This is a genomic window from Verrucosispora sp. WMMD573 (genome assembly GCF_027497175.1).
Classification (GTDB): Bacteria; Actinomycetota; Actinomycetes; order Mycobacteriales; family Micromonosporaceae; genus Micromonospora.
The window spans coordinates 5,629,390-5,653,772 of record NZ_CP114901.1 but is presented as its reverse complement, the minus strand read 5'-3'; the positions used below and the strand labels follow the sequence as shown (position 1 = coordinate 5,653,772).

The window sequence follows — 24,383 nt, the reverse complement described above, 5'->3', positions numbered from 1 at the left end:
GCGACCCCTCCCCTGAGCCGGGAGCCATCATATGGTCACCCTGCGGACCCCGGGAACCCGCACCGTCCGGCTGTGGACACCCAGCGTGGCGTGTCGTCGGCGTGTCCCGCCACGACTGTCCGTCCGGGACCGGTCGGATCCCCGTCAGCCGGACAGAGCGGCCTACCGGGACGTGCACACCTGGTCGGAAGTGGCGAACTGGTCCGTGTCGTAGACGGCGAGTACCGCGAAACAGTAGTTAACCAAGGTGCTCAGGCCGTTGACCGTGTAACTGGTCCGACCCGGGTCCACCGTGGCCATCATGCCCAGCGACTGCCCGGTCCGCCCACCGGCCACCATGAACGGCACCAGCCCGTCCGACGGGTCCGTCCAGGTCAACGTGATCGTCGTGGTGTCGTCGCGCATCGTCAGGTTGCCGGGGGGCGGGCCGACCGATCCCGGTGGCGAGGTCGGTGCCGACGCGGATTCCGACGGAGGCGCGGCCCGCCGGTCCAGGATCAACAGCCCCACCCCGACGACCGCGGCCAGGGCCACCAGGACCGCCACCACCGCCACCCCGATCGCCACCCGGTTACGACCCGCCGCCGGCTCCGTCGTCGGCATCGGCAACGGCCCCTGGTACGGCGCGGCGATCCCCGAAGGCTGAGCGCCGGCCGGACCCCAGGCCGGCGGAGCGGCAGACCCCGGATATGGCGGCGGCGCATCCTGCGGGTACGCCGGTGAGCCGTGCGGCTGGGCTCCACGACCCGGACCCGCCAGCCGGGGGTCACGCTGCTGCATACCGACCCCGGGCCCGTACGGGTTGGCTCCGCCACCCGGGCCCCCGTACGGGCCGACGCCGCTCACCGGCCCGTACGACGGGGGAGCGGCGTGGGCGACTCCACTGGTCGGTGAGCCGCCCGTCCCAGTGGTGGGTGCTCCGCCCCCCGTAGGTGGATAGCTGGTGGGCGCCCCACCTGCCGGCGGTGGGTAATCAGCTGGTCCGCCGGTCGGCGCGGGATAGCCGGCGGCTCCGCTGTTCGGTGCCCAGCCGGGTGGAGCGCTGATCGGGTCAGGTTGCGGCAGCGGTGCGGTCGGGTCGTGCGGGCCGGCCGTCGAGCTGACCGGTGTGGTGCCTTGCGGAGGTATGGGGGTACCCGGTGGTGCGCTGACGGGTGGTCCGCTGGTCGGTGGTCCGCTGGTCGGCGGTGCCCAGCCGGGTGGTCCGCTGACGGGTGGTGCGCTGATCTGCTGGGCCTGGCTCCAGGCTGTGTCGGCGGGCTGCTCCAGCGCCGGTGGCGCGCTGACCGACCAGGTCGGATCGGGTGGCGCACTTACCGGCTGCCCCTCGGCCGGCGGCTCGGTGACCGCCGATGACCAAGCCGGAGACGCGCTTACCGGCGAGGGCACACCCTCCGCCGGTGCCGGTGCCGGTGCCTCAGGCGTCCGGCCGGCCAGTGCCGCTTCCTCTTCGAGCAGAGGCCCGATCTGCTGTATCCGGATGGTGGGCCGGGCCCATTCGGGATGCCCGGGCGAGGCAGACTCGACGCCCGGCGGTGTCGCATCGCCGCCAGCGGCGACCGGGGAGGGCCGCAGCACGCCGGTTCGCTCCTCCTCGATCGGCTGGCGCGGAGCCGGTCCGGTCGAAGACGGGCTGGACTGCGTGACCGACGGAGCGCTGAGCGACGGAGCAGGCGACGACGGGGCCGGTACCCCACTTGCCGGCCCGGCCACGGCGGCACCCGCCGCCACCGGGGCGGGTGGCACCCCAGTCGATCGGGGCCAGTCGACCGGGTGAGCCGGCTGATCATGAAAAGCCGTCCGTGCCTGCGGCACCACCGGCCGCCCAGGAACGCCGGGCGGTGCTGGGACCTGCGGCGGAGCAGACGGTGTCGTGGCTGACGGTGCCACCACCGACGGTGGTACGCGTGGTGGGCCAGGCGGCGTAGCGGAGATCGGTGCGGTGGGCCGCGGAACCTGCGGCACCACGGTTGGTGGCACGGTGGGCGAAGGCGGGACCTGCGGCGTCGTGGTGGGCGGTGCTGGGTTCTGCGGTGCCGTGGTGGGCGGTGGCGGGATCTGTGGTGTGGCGGGCCGCCCCGGCTCGGCCGAGGTCTGCGGTACGGCGGGAATGACCGGTGGCACCGGTACGGCGGACCCGAGTGGCGAGGCGGCCACGGGAGGGACGGTCGCTGGCCGAGAGCCGCCGGAAGACGAGTGGTCGCCGGTGGGCGGTGACACCGAAGGGAAGGCGGGACGCGCCGGTGCCGCCGTCGATGCCTCGTGCGGCTTCCACAGCGTGGAGAGCGTGGCCAGGGAAACCGTCGGTTCGTCCAACGCTCCCCAAGTGGGCTGGTTCGTAGGACCAGGCTGAGGGGCCGTCGGGACAGCGGCCTGAGGGACGGGAGCGGCGTCTCCGAGGTACTCCCGTGCCGTGCGTACCGCCGGATGGTCGGCACCGAGCACCGCGGGGCCGGCAGCGGCCACGCGGGTGTAGTTCCGGCGCGCCTCGTGGCGATTGCCCAGCTCGTCCGCGACGGAAGCCAGCTCGAAGGCCAGCGCCAGCATCAGCGGGTCGGCATGCGGCCAGCGGCGCTCCCCGGCGGCGAACGCCTCCTCCAGCACCCGCCGGGCAGCACTCGGATCGTCCGCCTCCCGATGCAACCTGGCCAGCAGATGAGCGGTGCTGAGCACGTCCGGATGATCTTTGCTGAACGGCGGCCGGGTGGACTCGACCGCATCGACCAGCAGGTCACGGGCGGCGGCGAGGTTACCCGCACCGCGCAGCGCGAGGGCCCGTTGCTGAGCGACGGCCAAGGGAGAGGCATGGGGCACGAGGCCCATGCTGCCGGGTACGGGCACCTCGACGCTACCCGACGTACACACCGCCGAGGGACCGCTACCGGACCTCTCGACCAGTACCGGACGGAGCCCGATGCCGATGTGCATGATCCACCCGTGCCGTGTACAGTAACTCCCCGTGCAGCCCACCGGGCGGCCTGCGGTTGATGGGATCACCGAGGCTGACGCGGTAGGCTGGGCAAGTAGGTCCGGGTGGCGGAATGGCAGACGCGCTAGCTTGAGGTGCTAGTGCCCGTATAGGGCGTGGGGGTTCAAGTCCCCCCTCGGACACGTACAGTTACCCCACAGTAATCAGCGTCAGGCTTAGCCTCGACGCTGATTTTGTTTTGGCCGGGGTTGTAGGTGAGGGTGAGTCGTAGCTCGCGGTAGACGTTGCTCTTGTCCTGGTGGTGGGCGTTCCGCAGGGTGTTGCGGAGGTCGTCGAGGCTGCCGACGAGATGCCGGATGTCGTCCTCGGTGAGGCGTCGGGGTGCTTGTGCCTGTGCTGCTGATTGGTCGCGTTGAGTGACGGCGGCGGCGCGTTGGGCGTTGACCTCGGCCATCCATGCGGCGACGGTGGCGGGGTCGCCTCCGGCGTCGGCGATGGCGCGGTATTGGAGGAGTTTGGCGTCGCATGTCGCGATGATCTTGTTGGCGGCGGTGATTTCCGGGGCAATGACGCTGGGTCCGGTGTCGGTTTGGGCGGCGTGGAGTCGGCGGATCGTGTCGGTCAGTCGGTGCGGGGTGAACGCGGTGAGCAGCCAGTTGTCGAGGGCGGGGACGATGTCTCGTTCCGCGACGTAGACGTTGCGGGGGTGCTGGACGTGGTTGGCGAGGGCGTACTCGTTGGGGTAGCGGCACCGGTAGTAGGCCATCTCGTGGGCCTGGTGGCTTTGCATTTTGCGTCCACACAGCCCGCAGAGCATGAGTCCGCGAAGAAGGTAGTGGCGGCGTACCCTCCGCTGTCGGTTGCCGGTGCGGCCCCGCCCGCTGGCCGCCATGATCGTCTGCACTAGCTCGAAGTCGTTGACGGTGACGAGCGGCGGGTGGGCGATCGTGTCGGACCACACCCACGAGGTCTTGTCGTTCCATCGCATGCGGGTTTCGTAGCCGAGGGCGACGTCGTTGACGTCGAGGAGTACCTCGTCCTTGCGCTGTTTGTTCCACACTTGGCGGCCGGTGTAGCGGGGGTTGGACAGGATGTTCTTGATCGCGCTCTTGGCCCAGCCCTCGCCGGTGCGGTGCGGGTTGCGGGCGGGGTCGGCGGCTGACGGTGACGGGATGCCGTCGCGGGTGAGCGCCTCGGCGATGGCGAAGTAGCCGTTGTTGGCGAGGTACATAGCGAAGATCCGCCGAACAACAGGCGCGGTGGCCGGGTCGGGTTCCAACTTGTGCAGGCGACGGCCATCAGCGGCCTTGCCCGGGTTCGGGTGCGATCCGGCGTCGGCTAGGCGGTACCCGAAGGGTGGACGCCCGCCGAGAAACCGCCCTTCGATCTTCGCCTGCGAGGTCATCGCCGTACGGACGCGGACCTTCACCCGGGTGCGCTCGCCTTTGGACATGCCGCCGAACACACTCATGATCAGGTCGTGGGCTTCGGACTCGGGGTCGATCGCGCCGCCGACTTCCGGCACCCACAGATCGACACCGTAGTGCGAGAAGACGGGCATGGTCAGGCTGTACTGGTTGCCGTAGAACGCGCGTTGGGGCTCACCGATCACGACCGAGTCGAAACCGCGATCCGGGTCGGCGAGAGCGTCGAGAAGCTTGGCGGCCTGGGGCCGGCGCTTCCACGGCAGGGAGCGGGACAGGCCGATGTCGAAGAACTCGGTGACGACGATGCCGCCGACCGGTTCGATGAGGCCAGTTGCGCGGCTGAGCTGCCAGTTCCTCGACGCCACCGGGTCTTGCTGGTCCTCGGTGGAGACCCGGCCGTAGAACGCGAATCGTCGGTGCTCGCGGTCGGCGAGTAGTGCGGCGGCAGTGTCTTCGATACGGGGTATGTCGATGGTCACCGAAAGCGCCTTCCCGGGTGTTGAGGGTGCGCGTCCGCCGGCCACCCGGGATTGGGCGGCCGGCGGACGTGCTGATGCACGGATCCACGCATACCGGCATGAAGTGATCAAGCGTTGGTGGACTCGTCTGGACCCTGAGCGTGGATGACTGACGAGCGTTGCAGCAGGGCCAGCAGCGCGCGAGCTACGGCTTCAGTCAGCTCCGGTTCGGCGTCGAACTCGACCGTCGGCGTTGATCTCGTCGCGGAGGGCCGGTGCGATTCGCCTGTTGGACGGTCGCCCATCAGAGTGCCCTCAGGATAACCACGTCTTCGTGCTGGACGAGCCATTGGGGGTCGCCGGTGGCGATGGCGTCGCGGATGTTCTTCTGCTGAAAGAACGAGGCCCGGGGGATGATCAGGCCGTCGCGGACGCCGCAGATGAGGGCGATGCACTCCTCGACCAGTTCCAGGCCGGCGTTGACACCAGCGGCAACGACCATGCCAGGGATGTCGATGAGTTCGCCGTGGCGGCGGTAGGGCCGTGCGGTGACGACGGCGTGCCCACCGGGCCGCAGCACTGCCCGGCAGCCGGCGAGGATTTCGGTGAACCCGTCAGCCAGCTCACCGTGGCTGCGGTAAGCGAGGTTGCTGACGCTGCCGTACTTGTGATTGATCTTGCGGACCTTGCCGCGTCGCGGTCCCGGGGTGCGGACGTGGCCATGGGTGGACGATCCATAAGGCGGTGAGGTGATCACCAAAGAGACCTGCCCGTGCAGGCTTGCGGGCAATAGGGACGGCAGCGCGGTGGAGTCGCCGTGGTAGATCTCGCCCCGGCCTGGTGCCCCGGCTTGGACGGTGTGGTGGATGTTGTCGGCTGCCTTGGTGACCCATTCGGCTTCGTACTCGACTCCGATGCCGTCACGGCCGAGGCGCATGGCTTCGATGATGGTGGTGCCGATGCCGGCCATGGGGTCGAGGACCACATCACCGGGGTTGGTGTAGGTGCGGATGGCGTACCGGGGGATGGTCGGCAGCATCTTGCCGGGATGCGTCAACGACTCGGGGGTGTACCGGCCGCGCCGCAAGTCCCGCGACGGGGCCTGGCCCGTGAGCCAGACCGAACCCAGGTAGCCGTCGGCGAGCAGGGCCGCCAGGTCGGACGGGTCGGGGTGGGGCGATCCGAAGTCGTGCGGGCCGGCGGTGTGGGACGTCGGACGAGGCTTAGGCACGGGCGTTCTCCTCACCGGTGGCGGTGGTGCCGAACACGAGCAAGTCCCGGAACGTCGAAAGGTGACGGCCGTCGAGCAGACGCCGGCCGTCGTCGGCCTCGCCTGGGTGTTCGGGAGCGGTGCGTGGCTCGTGTTCGGGCAGTGGGGCGAGGACGGCGGGAATGTGCTGGTGGTAGTAGAGGCCGGCGGCGCGGGCGGCGGCGATGACCGTGGCGCGGTAGCTGACCTCGCCTGGTGGAGGCGGCGGGGCAGTGAGACCGACGAGCAGGAATCCGCCAGGGCGCAGTAGAGGTCGCCAGGTCCGCATCGCTGTGACGGCGCTGTTGGCGTTATGCGCCTGTGTTCCCTGCGGCAGCGTGGCGAGGATCAGGTCGACCCACGTGCAGGGCCGGCGTGTCGTGTGGTGGTTGGGGTGTCCGGGCTCGGACGGCAAGAGCCGCACGTGCGGACCGTAGCGACCGGTGACCAGCCGGGCCGGTACCCGTCCCAGGTAGGTGGTCGTTGCGGTGGCGGAGGGGTGCGCGTCGAGGTCGAGCACCACGCCACCCGCGTCTGTGTAGCGGCGAATGAGGTAGGCGAGCTGACTCGCGGACAGCCCGTGCCAGTCCCGCACTGCCAGGCAGGGCGTGCGCGGTGCGAGGGAGAGAGGAAGGAGAGGGAGGAACAACCCAACCGGTGCCGGCTGGGGCCGGTCACCAGGGGCGGTGGAGCGGGGCTTCGGCATGGGCGTATGGGCCACGTCCGCCGACGAGCGCTGACACTAGGGGATTACAAATTCGGGTGTTGAATTGGAAACCGGTGTAGGACTACCGGCGCCGGTGCAGCGACAGGCACGGCTTGACGTTCGAGCTGAATCGGATCAACCCACCTTGCGCGGATCGGATGCCGTGACGCCTGTAGGACCGGCCCAGGTTCCGGTTGGGTACGTTGCGTCAGGGGCGGCCATCCAACGACGCGCGCCTCGGCAGCCGGATCTGCCGAGTTGAGTGCGTTGCCCACTGGCCCAATGGTCGCCGGGCAGCGATTCCCCCGCCGAGGACGCTGGCCTAAAGATCGTGTCTCGTTCTCCATAGCGAGACTACAAGACCGAGCGGGTCGCGACCCAATTTCCACATTACCGCCTATGACCTATGAATCCACCTCGTCATCTGTGCTCGTCGAGGGTAGCTGCACAAATTTCCACAACCGGAGGATCCGATCTGGCCGTTCAAAATACTCATCGGGCACTACGCCTGCAAGTGATCCCGGTGACACGTTGTGCCGCAACCCCAGCACCTCGCCAGCCTCCGATTGGGTAGCGAGCAGATACATCGCGGAGTACATGGAGCTAAGTTGGCCGACTACCTCGAATCCCTGCGCGGCCACAGGTTCTTCCGGTGCAAACACAAGATCAATCCGCTCGACCATGTGATCGTTTACGACAACCTTCTCCGTGAGCTTCCATCTTCCGAATCGAATCAAGAAACCGGCAATGGTTCGCTCAACTTCGTCTTCAAGAACGTCGCCGCCACCAAGTAGTTCGACCGCACCGACCGAGAATTCAACGTCCGCGCTGCCACCTGGCGCGGTTAGTGCTGCGGACTGCGGGACAGAATGGTCGGCAACAAGCGATATGGTCAACGGCGGTACGGTAGCTATCGAGGCGTCGCCTAGAGATCCCAACTCCGACGCCTTAAGCGCCGTTTCCATGTCCACAATTATCTTCCCATCGCGCCGTTCGAACGCCGCCGCATCAGCAAGCGTCCACACATTCCATGCCGACCAGTAGTGCGCCAAAAGTAGGCGACACCCCGTAAGCTCGGCGTAACGATGCAGGGCATCGACGTCAGATACACGTAGTCGATGTGAGCCGAAGACCGGCTTGGGCCTCACACTCTTGACCTCAACGAGCAACGCTTGTCCATCTTGGCGCACGAGTCGGAAGTCAGGGAGCTTTCCTGGGCCGTCGGAGTCGTCAAAGAAGAACTCGCCGACATCCTCCTCCTTGATGAGCTTTATTCCGCCCAATCCGACGACCATGGCTTGAAACAGCGATTGCACCCAGAAGCCCTGAACGCGGCTAGGGTTGGCAAGCGATTCGGCCAGGCCGGAGGCGAGACCTCTGACGAAGTCGTTTACCCGGGCAGCGTCGGCGATCACAGTGGCTGGAGTCGTGCGGGCGTCGAGCAGAGAGTAGAGACGCAGCGCCTCCAGGGACGCTGACGGGTTACGGCCGAATCGGAGCGCCATAGACCTTTACCTCCTCCCAACAGGTGGCATCGATCGCGACTGCGAGGCACTGGCCTTCTTGCCGCCGCTGAGCCACAACAAAGCGGAACTAGCGCCGGGTAGTCTCCATCGAGCCCTCCCGATCGTCAAGTCGGAGCAGTACAAAACGAATGCCGGATCGCCAGCGCATGGGGACAAGGGTCGGCGCTCCAAGGATTCCATGCCCAGCGAATCTGTGTCACGATGTCCTGGTGACCCTCGACGTGCGAAGGCTTCGTCACCAGATGAACGAGCTTGCTGTAGAGACCTGGCACAAGATCGAAACAGGCGATCGAGTCGGATTGAAGTTTAGCGAAACTTCGATAACTGATCATAACCTATGGATTCTCGACCGATCACACCCGACACTTACCGTCCATAAACTGAATCAAAACCAGGAGGCGTTGGTGGGGGCCGACTGGGAATGGTGGATTGGCTCCACTCGCGAGGGATGGATACGTCTGGCCATACAAGCTAAGCGGGTGCATGGGCGTTCCTACTCCCAGTTGGGTCACCCAGGGAATGCGGATGACAATTATCAGTACGACCTACTGATCGACTCATGTGACTTGCGGTATGGCGAGTATCCTCTGCACATCTTTTACAACGGGTGGCCAATCGGTCGATTCCGTGAAGGTGACGGCTGGGCCCATCCGGCTGAATGGCGAGCATGCCCGAGATCTTTCCAGCCGCCAAAGTGCCGCCACGCCCACTGGGTGCATTATGGATGCGCTGCCGCGTCGACCCTCCAGGTCAAGGCCATCCACGATACTGCGGGTCGCAACGGTCGGCTAGTCACCAAACATCTGTCTCATGCCTTTCCCTGGTCCTACATTTTTGGAGCACCGGTATTGAGTCGAAGTCCCTCCCCGTCGTTCGAGTACGTCCAGAATCCGCTTGATGAAATTCAAGAGACGCTCGATGATTTGGTACTCAGGCGCTGCCCTGAAGGAATCGCGGCCTCGTTCGCGGTGGCCGACGCCCTTGAGATCGAGCCGCGAAATCGGCGTATGGCTAAATTGCCGGGTTACGTCGAAGCGATCCGGCAGCGGCGATTCACCGAACTCAACGAGCAGCTCTCGCCACTCCTTCCGAATACCTCAAGGGTGGTTGTGCTGGACCTCGGCGATGACACCAAAGGCCAGGAAAAGGAAGCGAATAGCAATATGTCTGAATACGAACGATGGATGGATAGACAGATTGCGCGGAGCCAGGTGACAGCCCTCCCCAGTTGAGGCTCTCGCTTCACTGATCTGCCGCGCAGCGCTCGTCAGGTGTCGTAGGTGTCAGGGGCCGGAGGTTGTCGGACGATCACTACTTGGGCACGTTCACGCGTACCTACTGAGCGTCCGAATCCCGTACGTCGACCGGTGGCTGTCGAGGTGTGTAGCACGGCGGTTGCTGCGGCAGGTTGCTCAGGGCCTGTCTGTGTCGCTGTCGAGGTGGGCGGTGTTCGTTTTCCGGACTCGGGAGACTAGCTGTTCTAGTGCGGTGATTTCGGCGCGGAGTGCCGCTCGGCCCTGTCTGGTCAGTCGTAGCCAGGTGGTGGGGCGTCGTCCTTCGTATCCCTTGATCACCTGGAGCAGGGTCGCCTGTTCCAGGACACGGAGGTGTCGGTTGAGGTTGCCGTCGGTCAGCTTCAGCTCGTCGCGGAGGGTGGAGAACGTGCACTCCTGCGTTTCGCTGAGCACGGTGAGAATGGCAAGCCGCACGCGCTGGTGCACGATGTCGTCCAGTGCTAGCGCTGGATGGGATGGGGGCTGTGACTCGGGTGGCGACGGCGAATCAGCCACCGTTGGCCGCCCGCCAGCTCTGCCAGCCTCGGATCGCTGCGAACGTGACCAGCGGCAGCGCCATCAGGGTGAGCCAGATCCCCGGCCTCCAGTCGACTTGTCCGCCGAGGGAGTTCGGAGTTCCATCCATGGGGCCGGTTAGGTCGCCGCCGAGGATGTCGGTGGCCCAGCCTGGTAGGTGTCCCATCGGGACCCAGCCGCATAGCCAGACCGTGAGGGCAGCGATCCATCCGCCGGCGATCGTCAGGCTCGGGCTGCGCTCTGCCCAGCCAAGGGCCGTCACGGCCACCGCGATTGGTAGCAGGGGTGTGAGTAGACCGGGAAGCCAGAAGTGATCCGGGTTCGAGGTGAGTATGTCGGACTGGTGCTGTTCCTGCGTTGGCACCGCCGCGAGCACGGCGAGGAGGAGCAGAACGCCGAGGCCGGTACCGACGAATAGTGGCCAGGCCACCCGCAGGCCCAGCGATCGTGACCGCCATCGATACCAGGCGCCGATGGCGGCGAGCAGCAGTGGTGTGCAGAGGAACCAGAACAGGTACGACGCGAGGGGATTGCGTTGCTCGTCGGGCAGCCCAGCCCAGTAGGGGGCGTCGACCGAGACGCTGTAGGTCGAGGCGAATGGGTGGCGGTAGAGCGCGCTACTGGCAAGCAGCAGCACGGCGATGCCAAGGGCCGGCAGCCATGACCCGCCGTGCGTCCGCGCCCGGGTCCGTCGTCGTAGTCGCTGCAACTCGGCCAACGTCTGCGTGGCCTGCCCTTCGCTTGCCTGATCCATGCCGCTCCTAGAGCTTTGCACCAGCAATCTACTCTGCATCACAAAGTCTATCCGCTCCACGGCTCGTGGCAACCATCAATACTCCGGGCCACCCGAAGTGCCAGGAAGGCGCCCGCCGGACCCGTGACGTATCCCGGTCGAGCGGGCGCGGCCGCCCGGGCGATCAGCCGCGCGGCGATCACCATGGTCAGCCGGTCACGCTCCATGGCCTGCCACGGCCGATAGATCATCCCGTCGAACCTCGAGCCCATCAGCCCTGTCGTGGGCCCACTTTCCGTCGGTGCACGGATCTGCCGCGAGCCGCGCGCTACGCAGCGTCCCGCTGAGCCGGCCCGGGTTCCATCCGGACGTAGCCGAGATGAGGATGCTTCCTTCGGTGTCGGGATGAAACCGCAGCAATGCTGGATCTTGGTATCGTCGGCGCCCCTTCGGAGGAGGCGGGCGTGACCGACGTTGCTGTTGGGGGATCCTGTCGTAGCCATGCGGCGGTGGTCGCGGCTGTCGCTGTCGCGCTTGGCCTGCTCGCGTTCGCGGCCGACTCCGTTGCGGGCGGTGTGGGGCAGGTCTTGATCGCGCTGACCAGCAGCGGTTTCGCTTGGGGCTTGGCGGCGTTCCTGGCCGGCCGTTCGGCTGCCACGGCGAAACGAGCGGTTGGCGGTGCTACCGCGCTATTGGTCTTGGCCACGCTGCTCTATTACCTGCTTGTGCTGATGGTCAGTCGTCGCTGGAGTGGGGGCACCCTGGAGGACGGCACGTCGGCCGACCTGCTGGGGCTGCGTTCGGTTGCCATGATGACGGCGCTGTGGCTGACCGGGTCCCTCGTCGGGGGACCGGTGCTCGGGCTGCTCGGCCATATCGTGCGGGTCGGCAAAGTGTCGACCTCGGCACTGGCTGCGGGGTCGGTATGCGGCCTTCTCTCTGGCGAGGGCTGGCAGGCCGCGATGCTGGCACCGCCCTGGCAGCTGTTGACAGTGTCCGACCCGTACCATGCAGAGTTCCTCCGAGGCGTTGTGGTCGGGGAACTCGTCAAGATCGTGCTTCCGATCGTCGTCCTGGCCTGGCTGGGCACGGCGCACCGCCTGTGGCGCGTGTGGCCGACGCTGCTTAGCGCAGCCGTCTCGAGCGGTGCCCTGAGTGCGGCGCTGTGGTACGTGCTGTACGCCGCAGCACACAGCATCTGAACGCGCCGGCCAGACCGCAGGCGCAGGTCGGTCAGGTGCGTCAGGCATCCTGATCTGCCGCCGTCCGCGTGCTGTCGGGGAGGCGCTGGCGCAGCCGGGTGCGGTGGCCTGCAGGGCTGCCTTGTACCGTGGCTGATCATCTATGGCTTGTCATCTATGGCTTATTGTCGTCCAGCGTGGACGGCGTTGAAGTTGTTCGGCTGGAGGTAGGCGGACTGAACTCGATCGCTCACCTACTGCCCAAGACCCGTGGCCGGTGCGGGGTGTACGAGTTGACCTTCGCCGACGGCCAGCACTATGTGGGACAGGCTGTAGATGTGGTGACACGGTTCTGCGCCCACCGCCGGACTTGGTCCGACATCGTCGAGATCGCCTTCCAACGCGTCAACCGTAGCCAGCTCGACGAGGCGGAGCGTGATCAGATCCGCCGGCGCGAGGCAGCCGGGGTGCAGCTGCGCAATGTCGTACACACCGCGGGTCGGCTCGGTGCCAGCGAACTGGACGTTCTCCTACCGCCAGCGGAGCAGCGACGCTGGCTGATTGACCACAAGCCGCAGATAGTTCGCCTCGGTAGCCGGCCACACGATCCCGTCCTACACCACCGGGGTCGACATCGCTTCACTCGACTGACGGCCGATCCGCGGTTCACCGACGAGCTGGCCCGCCTGGTGGGCACCTACCTGCGCGCCACGATACCGGTGCCGGAGCTGACGGAGCTCAGCTACTGGACGATCAGCGCGCTCCCGGCTACCAACGCCGCCACCTACCCGCGCCTGCTCACCGTCTCGGTGCACGCTCTGGAGACCCTGTACGTCTACCACGACAGACACACCCCGCAGGATCTGCGCCTCTGCATGAATATCGATCGGGCTGCCGCACGATCGCACCTTCGTACTCGCCTCGGACTGGCGTGGATGAACACGGTCGAGGCCCGCTACCGGATCCGCCCCGGGGTACTGGGACTGCACTTCACGTCGATCCGATCCGGCCACGACGCGCTCACCCACCCAGGAATCATCAAGGCTGCCCGCAGGCTCAACCTGGACCTCATGCGCAAGGGCCCGGCGCTGAACTGGAAGACCCACTGTCCGGACCTCGTCGAGCGCGTCCTGTCCATCTGACCGGAACAATGCCAAACCAGCACTACCAAAGCGCCGACGGTGACCCACGTCCAGTGACGTCCGAACTTCGGCCGCCGGACGCGCTTATGCCGGGTAGGAGTGGGTTTGCGTTGCTTGAAGGTTCCCGCCGCGCCTCTGGCATGGCCCCGGAGGTCATGAATGCGGCTGGTCCGGCTGTCCACGTGTTCGGCCTGGCTCGCCTGGCCGACAGCGAGAGCTTCCTTTCCCGGGGCTGCCGAAACACTAGGGTCGCGCTCTCAACCGCCGGTTCCTCCTGCGGCGGAGCAGGATTAGGGCGGCGGTGGTCCCAACCGCGGCGGTCACCGCGATGGACACCGATCGATCGCGGCAGCGACGAGGGGGCGCGGCCGCCGGTGGCGCGATGGGGACAGGCGCCTCGGTGCGATCCTGCGATTGAGACGGTGGGGCCATGGCTTGCGGGTTTGCCGCGCGCTTTCGGCTGTGATTCAGCAGTAACTGAACGGTGGCCTCGAGCACGAGCATGATGCCGCCGCCGGCGACTCCGGCCAACGCGCCGGCCATGAACAGGTCGCGCTGTTGTAGAGCCGCCGTGTCGAGCAGTTCGCCACGCAGGCGGTAGCTGAGCGGTCCCGCACCGCCTGGCAGTTCCCTGGTCCAGCGAAGGATGCCAGCGTCCGGTAGCTGCGGACTGGCGGTCTGCGCATTGAAGTCGTCGGGTTGGTTGTAGAGGCCGATGGTCGCCCTGGATTTCGGAGGCAGCGGGCGGAAGGCGATATCTCCGGCGGATGCGGGGGGTAGGGTTGTCAGTCCTGGTAGGACGTAGAGCAGCCGGGGCCCGGAGGCGCGCGTGCACGTGATCCGGCTGACACCGGACAAGATTTCCTGCCGCAGTCCCACACCGCCGCTGTCCAGCGAAACATGCGTGTAAACGCATCGCGACATCGATCCGCCGAGCATGGACCAGTAGTCGCCATTCTCGGACTTTGGCTGCACGGGTTTCCACTTCACCGGCTGGTCGAATCTGTTGACCATGTCGATACCCGTGGCCAACTCCCCACAGAACAGGACAATGACAGCGGTTGGCGGCGCCGCCTCGGGCACGGCATCGAATTCGTGCTGCAGCACCAGCGATAGGGAGGTCGTGTCCGCCTTGCCGGTTCCGGGGCTGTAGGCGACGTCAACCTGCACCGGAGCGGTTACGTTGGTCTGGCGTGCGTCGAGCGCAACGGCGATCACGCCACGGTCGGTGAGTTTCCCCCGCTTTGATGGAGCGGTGGTTACCTGCTGCCGGCTGGCGCAGGGGTGGCGATAGTTGGCTCGGCTGGTGGCGTCTGGCGGCTGTGCCAGGCGGTCTCGTACTCGTTCGGGCTGAGGTAGCCCAGCTCGCGTTGGATGCGGCGGGTGTTGTACCAGCCGTCGATGTAGGCGAAGATCGCGTTCTCGGCCTCGTCGCGGGTCCGCCAGCTCGTGCGGTAGACGAGTTCGATCTTCAGCGTCGACCAGAAGTTCTCCATCAGCGCGTTGTCGTACGAGTCGCCGACGGAGCCCATCGAGGGCAGGATCCCGTTGTCCTGCAAGCGTTCCGCGAAGCGGAACGACGTGTAGTTCGATCCCCTGTCCGAGTGGTGGATCAGTTGGCCGTCACGGACGTCGCGCGACCAGATGCCGTATTCGAGGGCGGCGAGGATCAGGTCGGTGTCGCAGCGGTCGGAGGTCTTCCACCCCACGATCCGGCGGGAGAACGCGTCCCGGACCGCGGCGAGCCAGAACACGCCCTCACCGCAGGGGACGCGGGTGGCGTCGGCGACCCATAGCCGGTTCGGCCCGTCGGCAGTGAACTGCCGCCCGACCAGATCCGGCGCCGGCGTGTGCCGTGGGTCCTGCTTCGTGGAGCCGCCGCGCCAGCCCCGGCGCAGGAACGCACCCTGCCATCCCTGCTCGGCCATCAACCGCTCGACCCGCTTACGGCCGACGCGGATGCCGTCGCGGCGTAGCTGCCGGTGGACTCGGTCCGCGCCGTAGGTGCGCCCGGAGGTCTCCCAGATCTCGTGGATGTTGGAGATCAGCCCCAGGTCGACCACGTCCCGGTCGCAGGGCTGCTCGACCTGCTTGACCCACGCGTAGTAGGTCGAGGCGCCGATGCCCAGGACCCGTAGCAGGAGCGCGACCGCGAACTGGTCACGGTGTTCACCGATGAACCTCATGACCGTCGCCGGGTCGGGTCGAGCTCCGCCGCGAAATACGCGCTCGCGGCCTTCAGGATCTCGTTCGCCCGCCGCAACTCAGCGACTTCCTTGCGCAGCCGGCGATTCTCCTCGGCCATCTCGCTGGTGGGCCGGTCGTGACGCTCACCCGTGTCAGCCTCGGCTTGGCGGATCCAGTTTCGCAACGCCTCGTGATGCACGCCCAGTTGCTCGGCCAGGCGCCGGATCACCGGCTTCGGGTCCGACTCGCGGTACAAGCGCACAGCGCGCTGACGTAGCTCATCGGGGTACTTCTTCGGTGCTGCCACGACGACTTCCTCCCCACGGCCATCAGACCATGATCAAGAAGCTCCATGAAAGCGGGGGTGGCTCACGGTGAGTCGGGGACTGGGGCTGAAGCCGGTCGCGGCGAGTTGCCAGGCCCAGGCCGCCGCTCCCGCTGTCACAACGACGGCGAGGGACAGCAGCCAGCGGTTCTTGACTAGCTCACGGCGAGGTCCAGTCTCGGGCATTCGCCAACCGTAAAGGCCGTGCTCAGTCAGCTACCGCTTCTACCCTGAGCGGTAGTTGGTGTCGGTCGGCTGGTCTTGAGCGGTGTAGCGGTAGCGGGTCCGGAAACGAGCTGATGTCGTACCGTGACTGGTTGTTGTCGTTGGACGGTCAGGGGGAGCGCCGGCTGTCAGATGAAGCTGAACATTCGTGTGCCGGGCGGCATCGGTGGGACAGTTGCGGGGCGGGTGGTGAGCCGGTGCATTCCGACCCGGAATTTGGCGTCGGTGGGGCTGGTGAAGGACATTTCGCTGAAGCCGTTCTCGGCGAAGCAGGCGCGGATGTCGTGACTGGGGTCGTGGCCGTCGTCGGTGCGTCCTCGGGTCCAGATCACGATGCCATCGGCGAGGACAAGGGTGTGCAGCATGGCGATGGTCCGGCGTACGTCGTTGACCGTGATGTTGCCGAACACGCCGCAGGCCAGGAGCAGATGTGCGGGCTGGATGTCGACGTAGGTGTCCGTCGCGCCGGCGTCTGTGGTGCGCACGTCGACCTGGGGCAGGCCGAGACCGATGGCTGCTGTGCGGGCGCGCTGCGACAGCGTCGGGTCACGTTCGATGAGCAGGGCCTCGATGGTGCGACCGCCGTCGTGGTCGGCAAGGACCGGCAGCACGTCGCGTCCGTCACCGGCGCAGATGCTGATCAACCGTCGGACGCCGTGTTCATCGTGGGGTGCTTCGGTCAATGCCCGGCGAAGGTCATGCTGGACGACGCGCAGCCTGCGCGCCAGCGAGGAGTTCGGGGAGTCGTAGTCCTGGTGCCACTGGAGCCAGTCCTTGGTCACGACGGCATTCAACCAGCAACGAACGAGATCCGGAGGGGATGTTTGCCCCCGGCCACGTCTGGTCAACCGGTTGCCCTGCCCGGGGGCTACCGATGTGCGGCGCTCGATGCGGGCTGGAGGATAGCGGCGATGAGGTGAAGTTGTTCCGGCGACAGGTAACCGCCGTGGCGGCGGTAGGTGTGTGGTCCGAGGCCGACGAGGACGTCGTCGACGTATTCCCATCGGCACGGCGTCCAGTACCTGCGGCTGTTGAGCAGTTCTTCGCTGACCTGACGCACGTCGGAGCGGGCGCCGACAGCAGCCAGGGCTTCCGCGACCAGGTCGACGGCCTCATGCGGGCGGCTGCTGTCGGCACACGCCGGAACGAGCAGGAGCAGCCGCTCGGCCGGGGTGTGATCCGGATCCGGCTGACGCGCTGCGGCGACGACTTCCGGCCATGAGAACGCCGGCCCTCGGAAGTGTCCCTCCATGGCGGCGAGGGGGATCGACGCGTCGCCGGTGCCGGGATCGAGCACGTAGTCGACCCCGCTGTCGTCTTCGGCGTTGCGCATGATGACGTGCAGGCGACAGGGCCTGGCCAGTGGTAGCGAGAACACCGGCCATCTGTACGGGTCGACGAAGACGTCGACGATCTGCTCCAGGTCGGCCGGATCGATATCGAAGGCGTCCGGTGCCGACGCGGCTCCGCCGACAGTGGTGAGGAAAGCGGGCCAGAACAGCGCGTGTGTCATCACGTCAGATCCGTCGACCAGCGGCGATCGCCGGATAGGCGGTTCGTACCCGTCCAAGTATCCGAGGATGATCACCTCCTCATCATGGCAGCGCGGCAGCCACCTGGCGGACCAACGCCGTTGTCGATAGCTGCCGGCGAAGCGAGTGTCGACGAGGGCCCAGGTACTGGCCTGACGTCGTGGAACGCCGACACGATCATGTCAGGTTGAACAAGATCCCTGCCGGATTCACCGGGATCGTCAACGGCTTGAACGTGAGCCATCTCAGCGGCCCTGGACCTTAACCAAGATCGCGTTGGGGTGCGAGCGCATCCAGCAGGAGGCGCTCCTGGCCATCCTGCTTGACGCCGTTGCCTGAGTCGTGGGGCCTGTGTTCCAGGGCGCAGTCTCGAAGCGGCTGTAACCGGTACGGAGGGCCTTGAACAGCCTCGCTACGGCTTGCACACCTGGCTGGGAATGCAGGCGGGCTGAGGTCGAGACGCATGAACGAATGTCGGCGGCGACCGGGATTGAACACGTGTCGAGACGCCTTGAACAAGATCACCGATGTTCATGATCTGTTCAAAGGCCCTGGTGGCGTGGTGGCACAGCGCCGACCGGCACTCCTGTCGGACGGCACACCGTCATCACGAGGGAGCACCATCATGGACCGTCGTACCCCCGCCAGTGGCCCGGCCGCCGGGCCGCGTGGCGAGACTCTGCTCAACGACATCGAGTACCGGTTCCACCTGATGGGGCAGGGTCCGAACCCGCTGTCGGTGGACGGCCGAACCCTCGGTCAGGGGTTGCCCCGCCGTCGTATCGCCCTGCCCGAGTTGTCGGCGATCCTGATGCACCCATCCTGCGGGTACGCCGACCGGGACGCGGCGTGGCGACTCCTCGTGCAGCAGGCCCGCACGGGAGACCCAGCGTGGAGGGCTGGTTCGGTCGGCGTCGCGCTGCCGGGCCTGCGGTTCAAGGCGTACCTGCTGGCCAAGCTGTTCACCGGCGATGTGCAGGCCGCCATTGTCGAGCACTTCCTGCGCGCTCTCGGCACGGTCGACCTGGACAGGCCGGGCGTGGTCGGCAACCTGCTGTCCGCCGCGTTCTCCAAGGCCCGTACCGAGCTGCGTGACCTGGAGCCCACCTCGTCCGGGGCACCGAACCACGCCCCGGGCGCGGTGTTGCCGCCGGCCCCGTACGGCCACCCGGATCTCGTCCTCGCCCGCGCAGTCACCGCCGGGGCAATCACCGTCCAGGAGGCCGAGCTGATCGGCGCGACGTACCTGGAAGAGGTCAGCCTCACCGCCTACGCCGAGCGCACCGGTCAGCCGCGCTGGAACCTCTACAAGCGGCGCACCGCCGCCGTCGCCCGGCTGCGGGTCGCGATCGAGTCCGGTGAGCTGTCCGATCCGTACGCCGATGTGGTCAACGAGGCCACTGCGACGGTGGTCCTCGACGCGTCCACCGCCCGGAAGCGTCCGTAAGCAGCGTGCCTGAGCTGCGGTTTTCCAATCCGGGTCTCGGATTTGTAATCCCCTAGTGCGGGACTCTTCCGCGCAGGTGACCTTGTTCTGACCGGACCCGTTGACGGCGCTGACACCCCGTACGGTCCCCGGCCCACCCGCCGCTTCTGGTGAGGAGGACGGCCGCGCCGGTCGGCACCACAGGTCACCCCGCATCGTCCGGTCCTGCCTTCGCCACCCACTCGCGCACCCACGCCCCGCTGCGGGCTGCGTCGTCGTGCGCACCGGAGGTGCCCAACCCATGAATCACTATCCCTTCCCGCGCCCCGAGGCGGCGGACCGCCGCCTCGGGGCCGGCAACTGCGGGCGGCCGTCCGTCCGCCGTCCGTCCCGATACCGTCCTCGGACTTTCCGCGCCGCGCTGCTACTCCTCACCGCCGCGGTGACTGCTGCGCTCGTTGCCGTGCCGCACGTGGCGTGGGCGGCCGAGCCCGCCCCGGTGGTGCTGGCCGCCGAGTCGATCCAGCAGGTCGCCAACAACATCCGTGCCTGGCTCGTTGGCATCCTCGTCGCCGTCGCCACGCTGTTCCTGACCGTCGGCGGCCTGCGGTATCTGGCCGCGAACGGCGATCCCGGCGAGGTCGAGAAGGCCAAGCTCGCGTTGCGGTCCGCCGCGATCGGCTATGCCCTCGCGTTGCTCGCGCCGCTGTTCGTAACCATCGTCGGCTCGTGGGTGGCGTGATGGCTGCCCATAGGATCCGATCCCGCTCTTTGGTCCGGCCGGTGGCGTTGCTGCTGCTCGGCGTGGTGATCCTTGCCGGCCTTGCCCTGACCTGGGTTGGGCCGGCGCACGCAGAGCCGAGCCCGGCACCCGGCCCGCCCGCTATCGCACCTGGCACGCCGCCGACGCCCGGCGTGCCTGACCCGGGCGTCCGCCCGCCGGGGGTGGATCCGTCTCCCTCCGCGCCGGCACCGACTCCCGGCCCGGCCCCGACGCCCGGCCAGCCCTCTGTCAGCGGTGATCCGGCCTGGTATGACGTCGGGGGTCAGGTCCGTAAGGCCGTGGTGGACCTGGTGGTGTGGGCCGCCGAACAGGCCCTGCAGCCGGTGATGGAAGCCCTCGGCGAATCGTGGCTGTCTACCCCGGACCTCACCGTCAACGAGCACGTGAAGGCGATCTGGACGACCAGTTTGGTCGTCGCCAACGGCGTCATGGTGCTGTTCATCGTGGCCGGAGGGTTCCTGGTCACCGCCCGGGAGACCCTGCAAACCTCCTACGGCCTCAAGCAGGTGCTACCCCGCATCGCCGTGGGCGTGGTCCTGGCCAATTGCAGCCTGATCATCGGGCAGAAGGCCATCGAGCTGACCAACGCGCTAACCGTGGCCATCGCCGGCAACACGATCGACGGCCCGAGCGCCGCGACGGCGATCCGGCAGGTCGTGGATGACGCCCTGCGAGGCGGCGGGTTCTTGATGGCGTTGCTGGTCATCGCGGTGATCGTGATGTGCCTCGTCGTGGAGTTCACGTTCGTTCTGCGGTTGGCGGCGCTGGTCATCCTGTTCGGTGTCGCCCCGGCGGCGTTGATCTGCCACGCCAGCCCGCTCACCGAGGGCGTGGCCCACCTGTGGTGGCGCTGCACGCTGGCCTGCCTCGGCCTGCAACTCGCCCAAGCCATCGTCGTCATGGCCGCCATCAAGGTGTTCCTCACCCCTGCCGGACCGACCGTGATGGGCATACCCGCGACCGGGCACGGGCTCCTCGGCGTCGTGGTGTGCCTGACGATGCTCTGGCTGCTGATCAAACTGCCGGGCTGGATGCGACAGTTCGTCCTCGGCCCGCTCGGGCAGCGCAACGGCCGAGGACTGCTCGGGCAACTCGTCCACGCCTTCCTGATGCTCAAGACGATCGGGGCAGCGGCCGGCCTCCTTGGCGGCGCGAGCGCGGCGCGGACCGCCGGACGGACGACACCCCGTCCGCCCGGTCCCCGTCCGCTGCCCGGTGGCACCCGTCCGCCCCGTCCACCTCGCCCGCCCCGTCCCGGGTCGGCTCCGGTCCCGCCGTCCCCGCCGGGACCGGCCGCGTTCAGCCACGCACCGGTCGCCCATACGCCGCTGCCCGCGCCGTCCGGGACGAACGCCGCCCCGACCTTCAGCCACCCGGCAGCCCCGTCCACGCCAGCGGTACCGCCGTCCGGTGGTGCCCCCGCCGCGCAGTTCTCTCACCCCAACCCGGCCCAGCCGAGTTCGCCGTCCCCGGCCGCGCCACCGGCCAGGGTCGCCTTCAGCGACCCCACCACCGCGAGGCCGAAAGCCGCACCCAGTGGTGCGGCAACGGCGGTGACGTTCTCGGCGGCACCAGCGACGCAGAGCGCGCCGCGTCGGCCACCCGCGCCGGTCACGCCGGTGTTCTCGGCAGCTCCGTCCACACCGGTAGCCGGGGGGCCACGACGCGCCTCGACCCCAGGTACGCGGCCTACAGCGGCGCGGCGCGCCACCCGGAGCGGGAACGCCGCCGCCAACACGGGCACCTCGGCGGCTGTGAACGCCGCCGCCCGGCGGGCACTGTCCACCAGCACGGCCCGTCCCCGTCCACCGGCCCCGTCCGTACCGCCGTCCCCGGACGGGCGGCAGTCGGCAACCCCATCGACGCGCCCGTCCCCGTCCCCAGCGGGGAGACCCTCCCCGGTGGCCGGCCCGACCTCGGTGGGTCCGACCGCCGTCGGTACCGGACCGTCCCCGTCCCCGCCGCCGGCTCGGTCGTCCGCTCCTGCGCGGCGCCCGTCCCCGAAATCGAGGGGTGATCGGCGATGAGCCGCCGCAGCGAAGAAGGTCCGCTGCGGGCTCGGGTGCCCGCCGATATCGAGCGCGCTGATCGGATCGCGTTCGGCATGTCGGGACGGCAGTTGGTGATCCTCGCCGTGGCGGGCCTGCTGCTGTATGCGGCGTGGACGGCGGTGGCGACGCTCGTGCATCCGGTGGTGTTCCTCGCGGGGGCGATGCCGGTCGCCGCTGGGGCGTTCCTCCTCGCGGTCGGCCGCCGTGACGGCATCAGCCTCGACGCCTGGGTCCTCGCGGCGCTGCGGCACCGCCGCAGCCCGCGCCGGCTCGTGCCGGCCGATGGGCCGGTCATCCCGGCTCCGGCGTGGGTGCAGACCGCCGCCGGGCCGGGTGACCGGCTGCCGCTGCCCGCACCGCTGCGGCTGCCCGCGAAGGGCATCAGCGCCGACGGGCTGATCGACCTCGGCTCGGACGGCACGACGGGCCTGGTCGCCGCCTCGACGGTGGCGTTTGGGCTGCGCACCTCAGGCGAGCAGAACGCCCTGGTGGCCGGGTTCGCACGGTGGTTACACAGCCTCGACGGTCCGGCGCAGATCGTGGTGCGGGCGCAGCGGGTGGACCTGACCTACCTCGCCGACCGGTTCCTCGCCGCCGCCCCGGGACTGCCGCACTCGGCGTTGGAAGAGGCCGCTAACGCGCACGTGGCATTCCTCGATGACCTGGCCGCGCGGCGGGAACTGCTGCACCGACAGATCACCGTCGCCGTACGCAGTCGACGCGGCGCACACCACACCGCCCACACAGCGGCCGAAGCCGTACGCGCCCTCGCCGGCTGCGAGGTACCCGCCCGGCTGCTCGATGGGCCGAACGCGGCGGTGCGGCTCGCGGCCAGCCTCGACCCCACCGCCCCGGCCCTCACGCCCTACTCCACATCTGACCGAGGTGACGACCTGTGAACCTGCTCTCCGCACTGCTGCCGACGCGGCGGCGTGCCGCGCTCGAGGGGGCGGCGATCCTGCCCGGTTCTCCAGATGCCGTCGAGGTCGACGGCCGGTTCGTGCGGGTCGGAGACGGCTACAGCGCCACCCTGGCTGTCGTCGGCTACCCGGCCGAGGTCGGCCCGGGGTGGGCAGAGCCGCTCTTGTCCTATCCGGGCCTGGTCGACGCCGCCTTCCACATCGAGCCCGTCGCGCCGGCGGTGGCCTCCGAGCGGCTGCGTAAGCAGCGCGGCCGGTTCGAGTCCTCCCGTCGGCAGGACGCGGCCAAGGGCCGCCTCGACGATCCCGATCTCGACGCCGCCGCGGCCGACGCCGCCGAGCTGGCCACGCGGGTCGCCCGGGGCGAGGCGCGGCTGTTCCGCCTCGGCCTCTACCTGACCGTCCACGGCGCCAACCCCGACGACCTCAGACAGCGGGTGGCCGAGGTGCGGTCCCTGGCCTCCTCGCTGCTGCTGGACACCGCGCCGGTGACGTGGCGGCAGTTGCAGGGCTGGTTCAGCGGCCTACCCCTCGCATTCGACGCGCTCGGAATGAAACGGGTCTTCGACACCGACGCCCTCGCCGCAGCGTTTCCGTTCACCAGCCCCGACCTGCCCGACACCGCCGGGGACAGCGGCATGGGGGTGCTGTTCGGGCTGAACCTGCACTCGGCCGGCGTCGTGGTCTGGGACCGGTGGGCGCAGTCCAACTACAACGCCGTCATCCTCGCCCGCTCCGGCGAAGGCAAGTCCTACCTGGCCAAGCTCGACCTGCTGCGCAACCTGTGCCTCGGGGTGGAGGCGTTCGTCATCGACCCCGAAGACGAATACCTGCGGCTGGCCGACGCGGTCGGCGGCACCGTCATCCGTCTCGGCGCGTCAGAGGTGAAGATCAACCCTCTCGACCTGCCACCCGGCGACGATGCCCTCCACGACCGGGCACGGTTCATGCAGACCTTGGTCGCGGTCATGGCTAGCGGAGACACCGCCGTCAGCCCGCCGCTGCCCGGCGACGAGGCTCGATCCCTCGACGTGGCGGTGCTGGCCGCGTATCGGGACAAGGGCATCACCACCGACTCGCGTACCTGGAGGCGACCGGCGCCGCTGCTGGCCGACGTGGTGGCCGCGCTGGAGGACACCGACGACGCCGGCCGTCGAGTAGCAGCCCGCCTGCATCCCTACGTGGCGGGCAGCATGAAGGGCCTGTTCGACGGGCCGACCACCACCGCGCCACTCGGGCACCTGGTGGTGTTCGCCATCAAAGACCTCCCCGAGCAGCTTCATCCGGTCGGGACACTGCTCACCCTGGACACGATCTGGCGCACCGTACGCGGCGCGACCGCCTCCGGTCAGCGGCCGGAGGTGCTGCGGATGGTGCTGGTGGACGAGGCGTGGAAGCTGCTCTCCGGCGGGCGCGGCGGCCGGTTCCTGGAGACCCTCGCCAAGTCCGCCCGCAAGTATGGGGTCGGCCTGACCGTCGTCACTCAGGACGCCGCCGACGTCCTCGCCACCAAGACCGGCCGCGCCGTCGTCTCCAACGCGGCCACGCAGGTGCTGCTGCGGCAGGCGCCGCAAGCGATCGACGCCGTCGCCGAGGCGTTTGGGCTCACCGACGGCGAGCGGGCGTTCCTGCTGTCCTGCCAACGCGGAGACGCCCTGCTCGCGGCCGGGTCCGCGCGGGTGGCCTTCCACAGCCACGCCTCCGCGACCGAGCACGAGTTGATCGTCACCGGCCCAGTCACTGGCACGCCCACTCGCCGCCGCTGAACTGG

At 68.2% G+C, this 24,383-nt stretch carries 23 protein-coding genes, 1 tRNA gene and 1 pseudogene; 10 read left to right on the top strand and 15 right to left on the bottom strand.

Annotated features, from left to right (window positions below; translation table 11 throughout):
- Positions 1 to 162: 162 nt before the first annotated feature.
- Positions 163 to 603, bottom strand: coding sequence for a fibronectin type III domain-containing protein (locus tag O7601_RS25615; protein ID WP_281567031.1), 441 nt, complete (start codon positions 601 to 603; stop codon positions 163 to 165).
- A gap of 523 nt (positions 604 to 1,126) precedes the next feature.
- On the opposite strand from O7601_RS25615, the gene O7601_RS25610 reads away from it, so the two are divergent.
- Positions 1,127 to 1,777 (top strand): hypothetical protein, encoded by a 651-nt coding sequence (locus tag O7601_RS25610; RefSeq protein ID WP_281567101.1) that lies wholly within the window; start codon positions 1,127 to 1,129, stop codon positions 1,775 to 1,777.
- A gap of 9 nt (positions 1,778 to 1,786) precedes the next feature.
- Here O7601_RS25610 and O7601_RS25605 read toward each other — a convergent pair whose 3' ends face one another.
- Both O7601_RS25605 and O7601_RS25600 read right to left on the bottom strand, forming a co-directional pair.
- On the bottom strand, positions 1,787 to 2,275 hold the full coding sequence (locus tag O7601_RS25605; protein ID WP_281567100.1) for a hypothetical protein: 489 nt from the start codon (positions 2,273 to 2,275) through the stop codon (positions 1,787 to 1,789).
- A 71-nt stretch (positions 2,276 to 2,346) separates the two neighbouring features.
- Positions 2,347 to 2,823: pseudogene (locus O7601_RS25600) on the bottom strand (tetratricopeptide repeat protein); the annotation flags it as partial.
- 204 nt (positions 2,824 to 3,027) lie between these two features.
- Here O7601_RS25600 and O7601_RS25595 point away from each other — a divergent pair.
- Positions 3,028 to 3,111: transfer RNA gene (locus O7601_RS25595), tRNA-Leu, on the top strand.
- Here O7601_RS25595 and O7601_RS25590 read toward each other — a convergent pair.
- From O7601_RS25590 to O7601_RS25575, 4 genes are all read right to left on the bottom strand, one after another.
- Positions 3,093 to 4,835 carry a recombinase family protein gene (locus tag O7601_RS25590; RefSeq protein WP_281563637.1) on the bottom strand — a complete coding sequence of 581 codons (1,743 nt, stop codon included), beginning with the start codon at positions 4,833 to 4,835 and terminating at the stop codon, positions 3,093 to 3,095. The genes O7601_RS25595 and O7601_RS25590 overlap by 19 nt on opposite strands.
- Positions 4,836 to 5,118: 283 nt before the next feature.
- A complete protein-coding gene (locus O7601_RS25585; RefSeq protein ID WP_348650273.1) occupies positions 5,119 to 5,970 on the bottom strand; it encodes a DNA methyltransferase in 852 nt (283 codons plus the stop codon).
- 67 nt (positions 5,971 to 6,037) lie between these two features.
- Positions 6,038 to 6,769, bottom strand: a complete 732-nt coding sequence (locus tag O7601_RS25580; protein WP_348650219.1) for a hypothetical protein — start codon at positions 6,767 to 6,769, stop codon at positions 6,038 to 6,040.
- Between the two features lie 404 nt (positions 6,770 to 7,173).
- On the bottom strand, positions 7,174 to 8,274 hold the full coding sequence (locus tag O7601_RS25575; RefSeq protein ID WP_281563634.1) for a hypothetical protein: 1,101 nt from the start codon (positions 8,272 to 8,274) through the stop codon (positions 7,174 to 7,176).
- Positions 8,275 to 8,504: 230 nt separating this feature from the next.
- Here O7601_RS25575 and O7601_RS25570 point away from each other — a divergent pair, with 230 nt between their 5' ends.
- Positions 8,505 to 9,527 (top strand): DUF6615 family protein, encoded by a 1,023-nt coding sequence (locus O7601_RS25570; protein ID WP_281563633.1) that lies wholly within the window; start codon positions 8,505 to 8,507, stop codon positions 9,525 to 9,527.
- 180 nt (positions 9,528 to 9,707) lie between these two features.
- Here O7601_RS25570 and O7601_RS25565 read toward each other — a convergent pair whose 3' ends face one another.
- The 3 genes from O7601_RS25565 to O7601_RS25555 all read right to left on the bottom strand — a co-directional run bounded on the left by O7601_RS25565 (position 9,708) and on the right by O7601_RS25555 (position 11,090).
- Positions 9,708 to 10,016, bottom strand: a complete 309-nt coding sequence (locus O7601_RS25565) for a transcriptional regulator (protein ID WP_281563632.1) — start codon at positions 10,014 to 10,016, stop codon at positions 9,708 to 9,710.
- 61 nt (positions 10,017 to 10,077) lie between these two features.
- Positions 10,078 to 10,860, bottom strand: a complete 783-nt coding sequence (locus O7601_RS25560; RefSeq protein ID WP_281563631.1) for a hypothetical protein — start codon at positions 10,858 to 10,860, stop codon at positions 10,078 to 10,080.
- A gap of 47 nt (positions 10,861 to 10,907) precedes the next feature.
- A complete protein-coding gene (locus O7601_RS25555; RefSeq protein WP_281563630.1) occupies positions 10,908 to 11,090 on the bottom strand; it encodes a hypothetical protein in 183 nt (60 codons plus the stop codon).
- A 213-nt stretch (positions 11,091 to 11,303) separates the two neighbouring features.
- Between O7601_RS25555 and O7601_RS25550 the strand changes: the two genes are divergently transcribed.
- Both O7601_RS25550 and O7601_RS25545 read left to right on the top strand, forming a co-directional pair.
- Complete coding sequence (locus O7601_RS25550; protein WP_281563629.1) at positions 11,304 to 12,041, top strand: hypothetical protein; 738 nt, start codon at positions 11,304 to 11,306, stop codon at positions 12,039 to 12,041.
- 176 nt (positions 12,042 to 12,217) lie between these two features.
- The gene (locus O7601_RS25545) at positions 12,218 to 13,162 is read left to right on the top strand and encodes a GIY-YIG nuclease family protein (RefSeq protein WP_281563628.1); all 945 of its coding nucleotides are present in this window, start codon (positions 12,218 to 12,220) and stop codon (positions 13,160 to 13,162) included.
- A 243-nt stretch (positions 13,163 to 13,405) separates the two neighbouring features.
- Here O7601_RS25545 and O7601_RS25540 read toward each other — a convergent pair whose 3' ends face one another.
- The 5 genes from O7601_RS25540 to O7601_RS25520 all read right to left on the bottom strand — a co-directional run bounded on the left by O7601_RS25540 (position 13,406) and on the right by O7601_RS25520 (position 17,412).
- On the bottom strand, positions 13,406 to 14,380 hold the full coding sequence (locus O7601_RS25540) for a hypothetical protein (RefSeq protein WP_281563627.1): 975 nt from the start codon (positions 14,378 to 14,380) through the stop codon (positions 13,406 to 13,408).
- Positions 14,381 to 14,421: 41 nt separating this feature from the next.
- Positions 14,422 to 15,348: an IS3 family transposase gene (locus O7601_RS25535; protein ID WP_281562177.1), complete on the bottom strand. Its 927-nt coding sequence runs from the start codon at positions 15,346 to 15,348 to the stop codon at positions 14,422 to 14,424.
- A complete protein-coding gene (locus O7601_RS25530) occupies positions 15,345 to 15,656 on the bottom strand; it encodes a transposase (RefSeq protein WP_281562178.1) in 312 nt (103 codons plus the stop codon). The genes O7601_RS25535 and O7601_RS25530 overlap by 4 nt, the downstream gene beginning before the upstream one ends.
- A 371-nt stretch (positions 15,657 to 16,027) precedes the next feature.
- The gene (locus O7601_RS25525) at positions 16,028 to 16,681 is read right to left on the bottom strand and encodes an SAM-dependent methyltransferase (RefSeq protein ID WP_281563626.1); all 654 of its coding nucleotides are present in this window, start codon (positions 16,679 to 16,681) and stop codon (positions 16,028 to 16,030) included.
- Positions 16,682 to 16,767: 86 nt separating this feature from the next.
- A complete protein-coding gene (locus tag O7601_RS25520; protein ID WP_281563625.1) occupies positions 16,768 to 17,412 on the bottom strand; it encodes a hypothetical protein in 645 nt (214 codons plus the stop codon).
- A gap of 644 nt (positions 17,413 to 18,056) precedes the next feature.
- On the opposite strand from O7601_RS25520, the gene O7601_RS25515 reads away from it, so the two are divergent.
- The 5 genes from O7601_RS25515 to O7601_RS25495 all read left to right on the top strand — a co-directional run bounded on the left by O7601_RS25515 (position 18,057) and on the right by O7601_RS25495 (position 24,378).
- Positions 18,057 to 18,878: a hypothetical protein gene (locus O7601_RS25515; RefSeq protein WP_281563624.1), complete on the top strand. Its 822-nt coding sequence runs from the start codon at positions 18,057 to 18,059 to the stop codon at positions 18,876 to 18,878.
- Positions 18,879 to 19,158: 280 nt separating this feature from the next.
- On the top strand, positions 19,159 to 19,599 hold the full coding sequence (locus tag O7601_RS25510; RefSeq protein ID WP_164448140.1) for a pilin: 441 nt from the start codon (positions 19,159 to 19,161) through the stop codon (positions 19,597 to 19,599).
- Positions 19,600 to 19,922: 323 nt separating this feature from the next.
- Positions 19,923 to 21,668 carry a hypothetical protein gene (locus O7601_RS25505; RefSeq protein WP_281567030.1) on the top strand — a complete coding sequence of 582 codons (1,746 nt, stop codon included), beginning with the start codon at positions 19,923 to 19,925 and terminating at the stop codon, positions 21,666 to 21,668.
- Positions 21,665 to 22,591 (top strand): PrgI family protein, encoded by a 927-nt coding sequence (locus O7601_RS25500; protein ID WP_281563623.1) that lies wholly within the window; start codon positions 21,665 to 21,667, stop codon positions 22,589 to 22,591. The genes O7601_RS25505 and O7601_RS25500 overlap by 4 nt, the downstream gene beginning before the upstream one ends.
- Positions 22,588 to 24,378: a DUF87 domain-containing protein gene (locus tag O7601_RS25495; RefSeq protein WP_281563622.1), complete on the top strand. Its 1,791-nt coding sequence runs from the start codon at positions 22,588 to 22,590 to the stop codon at positions 24,376 to 24,378. Before O7601_RS25500 ends, O7601_RS25495 begins: the two co-directional genes overlap by 4 nt.
- Positions 24,379 to 24,383: the final 5 nt, after the last annotated feature.